Source organism: Collinsella sp. AM33-4BH (genome assembly GCF_003469205.1).
GTDB lineage: Bacteria > Actinomycetota > Coriobacteriia > Coriobacteriales > Coriobacteriaceae > Collinsella.
On record NZ_QSIN01000006.1, the window covers coordinates 35,281 to 48,647 of the forward strand.

The following is a 13,367-nucleotide window of genomic DNA, read 5'->3' on the forward strand; positions in this document are numbered from 1 at the left end:
ATAGGAAATCGTCTGCCGTAATGGGAGGCAGACACGTACGAAAGGTAGAAGCAAACATGGCCTTTACCAAGAAGACCGTCCGCGACATCGATGTCGACGGCAAGCGCGTTCTCGTCCGCGTTGACTTCAACGTGCCTATCAAGGATGGCGTCGTTGGCGACACCACCCGTATCAAGGCTGCCCTGCCCACCATCAACTATCTCGTTGAGCACAACGCTCGCGTCATCCTCATGAGCCACCTCGGCCGTCCCGATGGCACCGGCTTCCAGCCCGAGCTGTCCCTCGAGCCCGTCGCCAAGAAGCTCGCCGAGCTCTCTGGTCTCGACGTTGCCTTTGTCGCCGACACCTACGGCGAGAAGGCTGCCGAGGCTGTCGCTGCCGTCGAGCCGGGCAAGGTTCTCGTTCTCGAGAACGTCCGCTTCGATAAGCGTGAGAAGAAGAACGATCCCGAGATCGCCAAGAAGCTCGCTTCCTATGGTGACGTCTTCGTTCTCGATGCCTTCGGCACCGCTCACCGCGCCCAGGGTTCCGTCGTGGGCCCCGCCGCTTACCTGCCTGCCGTCGCCGGCTTCCTGCTCGAGAAGGAGGTCGACACGCTGACCGGCATCTTCGCCGAGCCCGAGCGCCCCTTCGTCGCTATCGTCGGCGGTTCCAAGGTTTCCTCCAAGATCGGCGTTCTCGATCACCTCATCGACTCCGCTGACACCCTGATCATCGGTGGCGGCATGGCCTACACCTTCTTCCTGGCTCAGGGCCTGACCGTCGGTCAGTCCCTCAAGGAAGAGGACTGGGTCGAGCGCGCCGGCGAGATGCTCAAGAAGGCCGAGGAAAAGGGCGTCAAGATCCTGCTCCCCATCGACAACCGCGTTGCCGATCACTTTGGCGAGGACGCTGTCCCCGAGGTTGTCGCTTCCGACGCTATCCCCGACGATCGTGAGGGCATGGACATCGGCCCCAAGACCGAGGAGCTCTACGCCGAGGCCGTCAAGGGCGCCAAGACCGTGTTCTGGAACGGCCCCATGGGCGTCTTCGAGTTCGACAACTTCGCTCACGGCACCCAGGCTATCGCCGAGGCCGTCGCCGAGGCCGACTGCACCTCGATCATCGGCGGTGGTGACTCTGTCGCGGCTGTCAACAAGTTCAACCTGGCCGACAAGATGAGCTGGATCTCCACCGGTGGTGGCGCTTCCATGGAGCTCGTCGAGGGTAAGGCCCTGCCCGGAGTGGAGGCGCTTCTCGATGCCTAATCGCACCCTTCTTATTGCTGGTAACTGGAAGATGAACAACGACGTCGCCGAGGCCGCCAAGCTCGCCGACGAGCTGGCTCAGGCTCTGCCCGAGGTTCCGGCTGGCGTCGAGGTGCTCGTCTGCCCTCCGACCATTGACATCACCACGGTTCATGACCGCATTCAGGCTGCCCCCATCGCCCTCGGTGCACAGAACGTGTACTGGGAGGCCAAGGGTGCCTTCACCGGTGAGTCCTCTTGCGACATGCTCAAGTCCGCTGGCTGCACCTACTGCATCATCGGTCACTCCGAGCGTCGCGACTACTTCCACGAGACCGACGAGGACCAGAACAAGAAGGCCAAGGCTCTCGTTGCCGCCGGTCTTGTTCCCGTCTTCTGCTGCGGCGAGTCCCTCGAGGTCCGCGAGGCTGGCACCTATGTCGAGCATGTCGTGAACCAGGTCAAGGCTGGCCTTGCTGGTCTTGAGATCACCTGCCCCAAGCAGGTCGTCGTCGCCTACGAGCCCATCTGGGCCATCGGCACCGGTAAGACCGCTACCGCTGAGGACGCTCAGGAGGTCTGCGGCGCTATCCGTGAGACCCTCAAGGAGATGTTCGGCGAGGAGCTCGCTAACGGCATCCGCGTTCTCTATGGTGGCTCTGCCAAGCCCGGCAACATTGCCGAGCTCGTCGCCAAGCCCGACGTTGACGGCGCCCTCGTGGGCGGCGCTTCGCTCAAGGCTGCCGACTTCGCCTCTATGGTCGTCAAGGCAGGCGAGTAGGACATATGGCACAGCGTCATCTTCCTGCACTCCTGATTATCATGGACGGCTGCGGCCTTGCTCCGGCCGATGGCGAGAACGCCGTCGCCGCTGCCAAGACGCCCTTCCTTGATAGCCTGTACGAGAAGTATCCCCACACTACGCTCGGCGCTTCGGGCGAGGACGTGGGCCTTCCCGACGGTCAGATGGGCAACTCCGAGGTGGGTCACCTCAACATCGGTGCCGGCCGTATCGTGTTCCAGGAGCTTTCGCGCATCAACAACGCCATCAAGGATGGCTCCATCGCCAAGAACGAGGTCTTCGTCAAGGCTATGGACGACGTCAAGGCTGACGGCAAGACGCTCCACCTCATGGGCCTTATGAGCCCTGGCGGTGTTCATTCTCACATGAACCACGTCGAGGCTCTGGTCAAGATGGCTGCCGAGCATGGTGTCAAGACCGTTCGCGTCCACGCCTTCATGGATGGCCGCGACGTTGACCCGCAGTCCGGTGCCGGTTACATGAGTGAGTTCTGCGCCTTCCTGGCTAAGATCTCCGAGGAGACCGGTTGCGACGCTCGCGTTGCCACCGTCTCGGGCCGTTATTGGGCTATGGACCGCGATAATCGTTGGGAGCGCATCCAGCGCGCCTACGACGTCATGGTCAACGCGTCCGATGCTGATACCGACCCCGTTGCCGGTATCAAGGCGTACTACGAGAAGGATCCGCGCGGCGACGAGTTCGTCGAGCCCTTCGCTGCCCACAACGAGGGCATTCACGAGGGCGACGCGGCCATCTTCTTTAACTTCCGTCCCGACCGCGCTCGTCAGATGACTCGCGTGTTCACGGATAAGGAGTTCGACGGCTTTGAGCGCGAGCAGATCAAGCTTTCGCACTTTGTGACGATGACCGAGTACGACCCGACGTTTGACGTCGAGGTCGCCTTCCCCAAGACGTTCCCCGAGAACGTTCTGGCCGACGTTATCGCCGCCAATGGCCTGAAGCAGCTGCATACCGCCGAGACCGAGAAGTACGCCCACGTGACGTTCTTCCTCAACGGCGGCATCGAGGAGCCCAAGGAGGGCGAGGAGCGCGTGCTCGTCGCTTCCCCCAAGGTCGCTACCTACGATCTGCAGCCCGAGATGAGCGCTCCCGAGGTGACCGAGAAGCTCGTCGCCGCCATCAACGAGGATCGCGCTGATTTCTACATCGTGAACTTCGCGAACTGCGACATGGTTGGTCACACCGGTGTCTTCGACGCCGCCGTTAAGGCCGTCGAGGCTGTTGACGATGCCCTGTCCAAGGTTGTCCCGGCGATTCTCGCCAAGGGCGGCTTTGCGCTGATTACCGCCGACCACGGCAACGCCGATCACATGTTTGACGTTGCTTCCGACGGTTCCAAGCATCCGTTTACGGCTCACACCACCAACCGCGTGCCGTTTATCATCGTTGATGAGAAGGCCAAGCTCACCGGTATCGAGGACGGCCGTCTCTCCGATATCGCTCCGACCATGCTCACCATGGCTGGTATTGAGCCTTCCGCCGAGATGACGGGCCGCGTGCTCGCCACCGAGGCCTAAGTGAAAACTCCAAGCGTTTTCATGCGAGGGGGTTGCCCAAATTCGGGCAACCCCCTTTTTGGTATTTCTGCCATTTCTACCCCGTCCCTAAATGGCAGGTGGGGGAGTGTTGGAGGTTGTGGTACAGTACTGGAGTTTGAATTGTTCTATTAAGGAGCTTATCTATGGGTCCGTTCCAGATTCTTCTGTTTGTCGTTTGGGCTGTCTCTGCCGTGGCGCTGACGATTCTCGTCCTGATGCATTCCGGTAAGGGCACCGGCGTTTCGGATATGATCGCTAGCTCGCTGTATAACTCCAGCTCTGCCACGGGCGTCATGGAGCAGAACCTCGATCGCCTGACGGTAATTATGGCCGTTGTTTTTGCCGTGTGCGTCGTCCTGTGCATGTTCTTCTTCCCGCAGGGCATCGTCGGCTACTAAGCATCGGCGTATATACGTTTGAAAAGGGTCTCGCATGTGCGGGGCCCTTTTTGTTTACAGACTTGTAACAGAGCCAGAATATCACCACATACTTCGCCCAACTAAAGAAATTCTCGACCGTTAACCGGAATTAGCCCCAAATTGTGCATAAAATGCGCTACTGTATTGCAAAACGTTGGCCCGCATTGCATAACCAGCCATAACGGCGGACCGCGTTTGAATGGTTCGATTGGGCTGTCTCGACGTTGCCCGGCCGAATTCACTTTGTCCTATCTCATAAGGAGGATGGCATGGCTGATTCTATGTTCCACCAGCCCGTTATGGGTCGTCGCGCCTTTGTTGGCGGCACCCTCGCTGCGAGCTCCATGGCTTTTCTTGCCGCGTGCGGCAAGAAGGGCGGCGACGCTTCCGGATCTGACTCCGGTTCGACGCTGAACTTCTACATCAACAACCCGGTCTGCATCGACCCCTACAACGTCCAGGAGGATCAGGGCACTCAGGTCGAGTACCAGCTCTTCGACGCTCTGACGGAGTACGACCCCGAGAAGGGCGAGATCGTTCCGCTGGCTTGCGAGTCCTTTGAGGCTAACGACGACGCCACCGAGTTCACCTTCAAGATCAAGAAGGCTAAGTTCCACAACGGTGACGACGTTACCTCCAAGTCCTTCAAGCTCGGTTGGGAGCGTCTAGTCAACACCAAGTCGGCCATCGCCACCGAGTATGGTCCTTCCGAGGTCTCCTATCACCTTTCCATGGTTGAGGGCTATGACGATCTGCTTGCCGGCAACGCTACCGAGCTCAGCGGTGTTACTTGCCCCGACGATGAGACCCTCGTCGTCAAGCTGTCTTCCGCTTACGCCGACTTCCCCTTCGTCGCCTCTCACCCGGCTCTGTCCCCGGTTCCCGAGTGCGCCGAGTCCGATGTCAAGAGCTTCTACCTTGCCCCGGTCGGTAACGGCCCGTTCATGATGGACGGTAAGTGGGAGGATGGCCAGGAGATCAACCTCAAGAAGTTTGACGATTACTATGGCGACAAGGCCAAGATCGATGGCATCCACTTCCAGGTCATCAAGGACATGGAGACCGCTTACAAGGAGTTCCAGGCCGGTAACCTCGATGTCTGCGACGTTCCCGTTGCTCAGATCGACGCCGCCAAGAAGGACCGTGGCGAGTCCAAGGACGGCTACACCATGGGTGACGGCGAGCATATGCTGCTCGGTGCCGAGCCTTCCACGTACTATCTGACCTGCAACACCACGGCCGAGCCGTTCAATAACGCCGACCTGCGCAAGGGCATCTCCCTGGCCATCAACCGTGAGGCCATCTGCAAGACCATCTTCAAGGGCACCCGTACCCCCGCCGACGGTATTGTTCCTCCGGGAATCGCCGGCTACAAGGAGGGCGCATGGGAGTTCTGCGCCTATGACGTCGACAAGGCTAACGAGTACCTCGACAAGGTCGCTCCCGCTGGCGCTAACGGCGATCGTGGCATTAGCGTGACCCTTTCCTACAACCAGGACGGTGGTCACAAGGAGATCATGGAGTCCATCATCGGCGACCTCGCTAAGGTTGGCGTTACCGCTGTCTCCGATACCCCTGAGTGGTCTGCCCTGCTCGAGCAGTATCAGAACTTCAACTATCAGTTCGGCCGTCTGGGCTGGATCGCCGATTACCCGGTCATGGACAACTTCCTGTACCCGCTGTTCCACTCCGACTCCCTCGGTGGCGACAACCGCTCCGGTTACAGCAACCCCGAGTTCGATGCCAAGGTCGACGAGGCCCGCACCACGGTTGATGACGAGGAGCGCATCGCCAAGATGCGGGAGGCCGACGCCATGGTCGCTGCTGACTGCCCGGTTATCCCGGTGATGTTCTACACGCACACCATCGCTGGCTCTGACCGCGTCAAGCATCTCTATGTTGATCCGCAGAAGCACGCCGATCTGGGTACCGCCGAGCTCGCCTAAGGGTTTTGCAGCTTCCGTGAGGGTCAAGTATTTACGTAGACCTCATGGGAAACATACAGTTCTCCCTAACCTGGGGTAAACTGGCTGATGGTAATTTTGGGATGCCGGTCTGGCGATCGGCATCCCATTTAGGTTAATCCCTAGATAGGGGAGTGGTATGGGTAAGTACATCGTTAAACGTGTGCTTCAGTTCATCCCGGTGTTTTTGGGCGTTACGCTGATTCTGTTCGCCCTCCAGAATATCGTGCCGGGAGATCCGATCAAGCTGATCGGTGGAGACAAGGCTCTGTCCCCCGAGGTGGAGCTTCAGCTTCGCGTTCGCTATCACCTGGTCCAGACGGACGAGGACGGCAACGCGATCCTTGACGAGAACGGCGACCCCGTTCAAACGTCGCTCGTGGACCGTTACTTGTATTACATGAACGGCCTGCTTCATGGCGATCTGGGCAATTCGTACCAGCGCAAGCTGCCGGTTACGGAAATCTTTGCCCAGAAGTATCCGTATACGGTCAAACTTGCCGCGTGCGCCATCGTGCTCGAGGCAATCATGGGTATCGGTGCGGGTATCATTTCGGCGGTTAAGCGTTATTCCTTCTGGGATATTTTGGTAACGCTCACCACGTCGATTCTCGTTGCCGTCCCGGCCTTCTGGCTCGGTATGTTGCTGCAGCTGTTCTTTGGCGTCATTCTCAAGGACGCCACGGGCGGTGCATTCTCCATGCCGATCTCGGGTGCCGGCGGTTCCAGCTCTCAGTATCAGGATTGGATGCACTATGTGCTTCCGACCATTACGCTGGCTTCGGTTTCGACCGCTTATGCCGCCCGCATTATGCGCTCGCAGCTGCTTGACGTCATGAACCAGGATTACATCCGTACGGCAAAGGCCAAGGGTCTCTCCAATCGCGCGATCATTATCAAGCATGCGCTTAAGAATGCACTCATCCCCGTCGTTACCTATATTGGTGTCGACTTCGGCGGCATGCTTTCGGGCGCCATCCTGACCGAGACGGTCTTTAACTGGCCCGGCATCGGCTTCGAGGTCTACCGCGCCATTAGCATGCGCGACTGGCCCATCGTTATGGGCGGCGTTACGCTCATTGTTGTCGTCGTTATGGTGATCAATCTGCTCGTCGACATTAGCTATGCATTCCTCGACCCGCGCATCCGCCTTGGCGGTCCGTCGGATAAGGCCTAAGGGAGGTACGTCTCATGCAGGAAACTGATTCTCAGTCTCAGGAGCAGGCTACCGCCACCAAGGCCGCATCTGCTCCCGCCAAGTCTCGCACGCTGTGGGGCGACGCTTTTAAGCGTCTTCGTAAGAACAAGCTCGCCGTTATCGGTGTCTGCTGGATCATCATCGTTGTTGTGGTCGCCCTGACCGCCGATCTGTGGGCTAAGCCCTGGCTCGGCTCTCCTACGGCTTCTGACTCGACCACCATGGCCGAGACTTCGCTGCTGGCTCCGTGTGCCGAGCACCCGTTTGGCACCGACTCTCTTGGTCGTGACATTCTCGTCCGTGTTATCTACGGTGCACGCGTTTCGCTTTCCGTCGGTATTATGGCCACCGCCATCTCTACGGTGATCGGTCTGGTCATGGGCGCCCTGGCCGGTTTCTATGGCGGCATCTGGGATACGATCATCATGCGCTGTGCGGACATCTTCCTGGCGTTCCCGTACGTGCTGTTCGTTGTTGCCATGATTGCCGTTATCGGTCGTGGTCTTCAGAATGTCTTTATCGCCATCGGCATTCTCGGCTGGCCCTCGATTGCCCGTGTCTTCCGATCTGCGATCCTAACGGTCAAAGAGAACGATTATGTTGACGCCGCTCGCGCTATGGGTGCATCCGATGCGCGTATCGTTATGCGCCATATCTTCCCGAACTCCGTTGCTTCTATCGTGGTCTATGCGACCATGAACATTGGTGGCGCTATTCTGACCGAGTCCGCTCTGTCCTTCCTCGGCATGGGCGTTATCCCGCCTACGCCTTCGTGGGGCTCCATGATTCAGGACGGTCAGCAGTATCTTCTGACTGCTCCCTGGATGATGATCATGCCCGGTCTGGCAATTCTCTCGACGGTGCTCGCCTTCACCCTGCTGGGTGACGGTCTGCGCGACGCCCTCGACGTCAAGATGAAGGACGCATAAGGATGAAGAAGAACAAGAACTATGTGGACCTGAAGGACCAGCCGGTTCCCGAGGGCCAGCATCTGCTCGAGGTCGATGACCTTAAGATGTATTTCCACACCGAGGATGGCGTCGTTCGCGCCGTCGACGGTGTGTCCTACACGCTCGATCGCGGTGAGACCCTGGGTGTCGTCGGCGAGTCCGGCTCCGGTAAGTCCGTGACCGCCATGACCATCATGGGCCTCATCTCGATGCCTCCGGGAAAGATTGAGGGCGGCGACGTTCGCTACCGCGGTCGTTCGATCCTCGAGATGACCGAGGAAGAAATGCAGCATATTCGCGGCAACGATATCGCGATGATCTTTCAGGATCCTATGACCTCCTTGAACCCGGTCTATAAGATCGGTAAGCAGGTGGGCGAGGGTCTTCGCTTGCACCGTGGCTATTCCAAGCAGGAGGCGCTCAAGCGTGCCACCGAGCTTTTGGACCTCGTTGGCATTCCCGAGCCCGAGAAGCGTGTCAACGAGTACCCGCACCAGTTCTCCGGCGGTATGCGTCAGCGCGTCATGATCGCCATGGCCCTTGCCTGTGATCCCGATATTCTGATTGCCGACGAGCCCACGACTGCCCTGGACGTTACCATTCAGGCTCAGATTATTGAGCTTATGCAGGAAATGCAGGAGAAGAACGGCAACGCCATCATCATGATTACCCATGACCTGGGCGTTGTCGCCGATATGGCCGACAAAATCATGGTTATGTACGCCGGCCGTCCTGTCGAGTTCGGTACTGCTGAGGAAATCTTCTACGAGAGCCGCCATCCCTACACCTGGGGTCTTATTCGCTCCATCCCGGAGCAGGCCATCGATGAGAAGAAGCCGCTGACGCCGATTCACGGCAACCCGCCTTCGCTCATGAACCTGCCCGAGGGCTGCGTCTTCTCTCCTCGCTGCCCCTATGCGACGGACAAGTGCCGCAAGCAGCGCCCCGAGCGCGTTGTTACCGAGTCCGGCCACTATTCTGCGTGCCATTATTCCGGTGACCCCGAGTTCCTCAAGAACGCCCCTGAGACGTCCCGCACGCGCAAGGATTCCAAGAAGGGAGGCGAGGCGTAAATGGCAGACAATAACGAGCGCACTCCGCTGCTGAAGGTCGAGCATCTTTCTAAGGAGTTCCCCGCCGAGTCCGGCATGTTCGCCAAGCGTTTTTCCAAGCGCGTCGTCTCTGCTGTGAATGACATTTCGTTCGAGATTTATCCGGGCGAGACCTTTGGCCTGGTCGGCGAGTCTGGTTGCGGTAAGTCCACCACGGGCCGCACCATCATGCGCCTGACGAAGCCGACGGCAGGTAAGGTGTTCTTCCAGGGCAAAGATGTTGCCGAGATGAGCAAGCACGAGATCAAGGATATGCGTCGCGAGATGCAGTTTATCTTCCAGGATCCCTATGCTTCGCTGAACCCTCGTATGACGATTGGTGAGATCGTCTCCGAGCCCATGACCATTCATGGTGTGGGTACCAAGGAAGAGCGTATCGAGCGCGTCCGCGAGCTTCTCGACGTTGTCGGACTGAACCCCGAGCACATTAACCGCTATCCTCATGAGTTTTCCGGCGGCCAGCGTCAGCGTGTCGGCATTGCCCGTGCATTTGCGCTTAAGCCCAAGCTGATTATCTGCGACGAGCCGGTTTCCGCTCTGGATGTGTCCATTCAGGCCCAGGTTCTGAACCTGCTGAAGGAGCTCCAGGACAAGTTCGGTACGGCTTATCTCTTCATTGCTCATGACCTCTCTGTCGTACAGCATATTTCCGACCGTGTTGCCGTTATGTACCTGGGCAAGATGGTTGAGGTTTCGGACTGGAAGACGCTCTACAGTGAGCCGCACCACCCGTACACGCAGTCGCTGCTGTCTGCTGTGCCGGTGCCCGATCCGGATATCCAGAAGACTCGTAAGCGCATCATCCTTGCCGGCGACCCGCCGTCACCGCTGGATCCGCCGACCGGTTGCCGTTTCCACACTCGCTGCCCGATTGCGCAGGGTATCTGCTCCGAGAAGCTGCCTGAGTTTAAGGAAGTCGCCCCGGGCCACTGCTGCGCGTGCCACTTCGCGGAGCCGTTCCCGATCAAGGAATCGCACATCGACCTGTAGCCGGTTGTTTTCGTCCGGGCCCGTGCTGGACTTAGTTTTCAGAACGTCCTCGACCATGGAAACCCCCTTATCCTGCTCCTTCGGAGCTGCGGATAAGGGGGTTTCCTGGTCTGCGGAATGTTCTGAAAACTAAGTCCAGCACGGGCCCTGTGTTACCGCTGCAGGGGGGGGGCGATTCCTTGATCGCTCACTTAATCTAATGGGATAGTTAGTGAGGCCGGAGCAAAAGCTCCGGCCTCCTTATATAAGGGCTCGGCAAAGCCGAGCCACTAAATTTATATCAGCCCCAGAACATATTTGAGAACTGTGCCCGGAGTACATACTCCTAGGGCCGGAATGAGGTTGCTTTCCAACGCATTCCGCAGGGGGCGGCATTATTTTGTAGCGCGAAGCGCGAATCAAAATAATGCCGCATGCCCGAGGACGCGTTGGAAAGCAACCTCATTCCGGCCCGAACAGGTCCGTCTACCAGCGCATTTACAAATTCGTAAACTTTTTTGAAAAAAGTGCTTGCACAGTTCTCGAATCATAGGTTATTATCTTCCTCGTTGAACGCGCGGGTCCAACAAAACGAACCGCGAATCAACAACATAGCATGTCGGAGTGGCGGAATTGGCAGACGCGCTAGCTTGAGGTGCTAGTGACCGCTTTTTGGTCATGCGGGTTCAAGTCCCGCCTCCGACACCATCGCATTTGAGAAGCCTCTTCGGAGGCTTTTTTGTTACCGATAGACGGTGAGGTCCACGATGGAAACGCTTGAACGCAACGAGTGGGCAGACGTTGCCCAACTAGTCGAGATCACGAGCGATGCTGTCATCATCTGCGAGCTCGACGGAACCATTCTGCATGTGAATAATCGCTTACTTGGTTTGATGTGCGAGGAACGCGCCGACGTCATCGGCGGAGATGTTAAAGACGTCCTGTACTCGTCCGCTTTTGAACGTGCGACGGAACATCGTCTGCCATTTGAAACTGATGGCTCCGAGAACGAACTGATGCTCAAGCTGAGTGACGGCTCTTTTATTCCCGTCTTGGTTCGTGCGGGCTCCGTAACGCCTCCACACATCTTTGGGCGCCGCGCACCACGTGTCCTGGTGGTGCTTCACAGTATCGAGGAACAGTATTCTCACGACCGGCAACTCAAGCGTGCGCTTTCGGAGCTTAGAGTGGCGAACAAGCGCCTCTCTGGCACGCTCTCGGTCATTATGAGTACCGTGGGCTCCGATGAGCTGCCCAGCCTACTTGATACCGTTTTGAACCAGCTTGTAGGAACGCTCGATGCTTCGGGTGCCGCTATCTATTTTTCTGAGAGCGGTGGTTTTAAACTTCGCGGTGTTTCCAAGGAGCTGTACGACAGCTACCTGCCTGAGTTTTTGCCGTATGGCGCTGGCATTCCGACGTATGTTCTTCGTGAGTCGCGTGCCTGTCGCTTGTCGATTCAACAGGACCTTGAGGGTGATAAGGTCGCCTCCGGTATGTTCATGGATCTGGACAATCGTTCTAAGCACCTGTTGCGCATGCAGGATATGCCTCCGTACCGCAGCGAGATCTGTCTTCCCGTTTTTTACGGTACGCAGATCCTTGGCGTGCTGGAAGTTGGTTGGAAACGCCCTCAGGCACCGCTCGCCTATGACGTTAATGTGCTCGAGGTCATTTGCGATTACCTGTCTATCCAGCTGGTCGGCATGGCATCGAGCCTTCGCTCCCGTCGCACGGCCGAGCTTGGCCGCTCGCTCAATGTCTTGCGTGACGAGTTGTTTACCTTTCTAGACGATTCCGCCGCGGCTACCCAGGTGGTATCGTCCGAGATCTGCAATATGCTCAACTGCCATTTTTGCCCTATTGAGTATGACGCCAGTCTGGATTCCTACGTCATAGATTTTGAAGGCGGCAGCCGCGTTGCTTTGCCGGACGATCCCGAGAAGCTTTTCTTTTCCACGACGGCGCCAGCGGCACGTCTGGGGGCTGGCCCTGATGGCTTTGAGGCATCTGTTTTGGGCGGCACGAGCGCCGAGGACCTTAAACACGTCCGTATAACTCGCGTTGACGAATCGATGCCTATGGGAGGCTGGCTTAGGGCGCATGGCCTGCCTTGCCAGGGTCTCTACGTCGACGCCGGCATCGAGGCGGGGCGCCCGCGCTCTGAGGGCGATGGCAAGCACAGTAACGACGCGATCGTTCCTGCTTCTGTTGCGAAGGGCCCGACGACGCGCGCGCTGCTGCTTCGTGATGGTAGCCAAGAGCCGATTGATGACCTTGAATATGACTACTTGGTGCACTTGGCTCATGACTTTGAACTGATCTATGAAGGCGAATCTCAAAAGCGTGAGGAGCGCCATATCGCTCAGACCCTTCAGATTGGCATGAGAAATTCACTGGGGGATGTTCCGGGAATCGCCGCCGATTCGGTGTACCTGTCGGCCACGAACTCGGCGTTGGTCGGCGGCGATTTCTATACGCTCATCCGTCTTCCCGACGATTGCGCCGTCATGATTCTGGGCGATGTGTCTGGCAAAGGCATTGAGGCTGCATCGATGTCCGCGCTCGTCAAGACGGCCCTGACGGCATATGCCTGGGAGGGCGCTGGGCCGGCCCGCATGGCACGCTCCCTTAACAGCATGCTCATGGGCTTTTCAAGGGTCGAGACGTTCGTGACGGCCTTTATCGCCAAGATTGACCTTAAAGCCGGACGTGCAACGTATTGTTCGGCGGGCCATCCTCCGACCATGGTCATCAGGCCAGAGTCGATGCCGCTGGGTGGCGGCGAGGCCCGTGGGGGGGAGGTCGAGCTGCTTGGATGCCAATCGGGGGTAATCGGTGCCTTTGAGAGCATGGTATACGAGACAGGCGTGTTTACGTTCGCTCCTGGTGACATGCTATTTATGTACACCGACGGAACAATCGAAGCGCGTGACCGCTCGGGTGCTTTCTTTGGCGAGCAGCGCCTTCGCGACCTTCTGCTCTCTGTCTCGGGTGAGGGCGTGTCGGGCATTTGCGGCAAGGTCTTGGGCGAGCTTGACCGATTTACCGAATCGGCGCTGGACGATGACATTGCATTGGTGTCCCTTGAGTTTTTACGGGGTCGTTCATAGACGACGCTGGGCGGGCTGAATCCGTACGGTTGGGGAAACGAATGCATCGAGTGGG

General features: G+C 58.2%; 10 protein-coding genes and 1 tRNA gene. All 11 read left to right on the forward strand.

The genetic code is table 11. From position 1 onward, the window contains the following. The first annotated feature begins 56 nt into the window (after nt 1-56). The 11 genes from pgk to DW821_RS05725 all read left to right on the forward strand — a co-directional run bounded on the left by pgk (nt 57) and on the right by DW821_RS05725 (nt 13,312). Nucleotides 57-1,247 (forward strand): phosphoglycerate kinase, encoded by a 1,191-nt coding sequence (pgk, locus tag DW821_RS05675; RefSeq protein WP_117564871.1) that lies wholly within the window; start codon nt 57-59, stop codon nt 1,245-1,247. Then, on the forward strand, nt 1,240-2,007 hold the full coding sequence (tpiA, locus tag DW821_RS05680) for a triose-phosphate isomerase (protein ID WP_022094882.1): 768 nt from the start codon (nt 1,240-1,242) through the stop codon (nt 2,005-2,007). Before pgk ends, tpiA begins: the two co-directional genes overlap by 8 nt. 5 nt (nt 2,008-2,012) lie before the next feature. Beyond that, nucleotides 2,013-3,566: a 2,3-bisphosphoglycerate-independent phosphoglycerate mutase gene (gene gpmI / locus DW821_RS05685; protein ID WP_117877273.1), complete on the forward strand. Its 1,554-nt coding sequence runs from the start codon at nt 2,013-2,015 to the stop codon at nt 3,564-3,566. A gap of 164 nt (nt 3,567-3,730) precedes the next feature. Beyond that, nucleotides 3,731-3,985, forward strand: coding sequence for a preprotein translocase subunit SecG (secG, locus tag DW821_RS05690; protein WP_006236144.1), 255 nt, complete (start codon nt 3,731-3,733; stop codon nt 3,983-3,985). Between the two features lie 290 nt (nt 3,986-4,275). Then, nucleotides 4,276-5,952 (forward strand): ABC transporter substrate-binding protein, encoded by a 1,677-nt coding sequence (locus tag DW821_RS05695; protein ID WP_117637997.1) that lies wholly within the window; start codon nt 4,276-4,278, stop codon nt 5,950-5,952. A 157-nt stretch (nt 5,953-6,109) separates the two neighbouring features. Further along, nucleotides 6,110-7,147 (forward strand): ABC transporter permease, encoded by a 1,038-nt coding sequence (locus tag DW821_RS05700; protein ID WP_117758574.1) that lies wholly within the window; start codon nt 6,110-6,112, stop codon nt 7,145-7,147. 14 nt (nt 7,148-7,161) lie between these two features. After that, nucleotides 7,162-8,097 carry an ABC transporter permease gene (locus DW821_RS05705; protein ID WP_117640785.1) on the forward strand — a complete coding sequence of 312 codons (936 nt, stop codon included), beginning with the start codon at nt 7,162-7,164 and terminating at the stop codon, nt 8,095-8,097. 2 nt (nt 8,098-8,099) lie between these two features. Further along, the gene (locus DW821_RS05710) at nt 8,100-9,191 is read left to right on the forward strand and encodes an ABC transporter ATP-binding protein (RefSeq protein ID WP_117564867.1); all 1,092 of its coding nucleotides are present in this window, start codon (nt 8,100-8,102) and stop codon (nt 9,189-9,191) included. Beyond that, entirely contained in the window at nt 9,192-10,220 is a 1,029-nt protein-coding gene (locus tag DW821_RS05715; protein WP_006236139.1) for an ABC transporter ATP-binding protein, read from the forward strand. Nucleotides 10,221-10,817: 597 nt separating this feature from the next. Further along, nucleotides 10,818-10,907 (forward strand) — tRNA-Leu (locus DW821_RS05720). A 59-nt stretch (nt 10,908-10,966) separates the two neighbouring features. After that, complete coding sequence (locus tag DW821_RS05725) at nt 10,967-13,312, forward strand: GAF domain-containing SpoIIE family protein phosphatase (RefSeq protein ID WP_118066016.1); 2,346 nt, start codon at nt 10,967-10,969, stop codon at nt 13,310-13,312. The last annotated feature ends 55 nt before the right edge of the window (nt 13,313-13,367 follow it).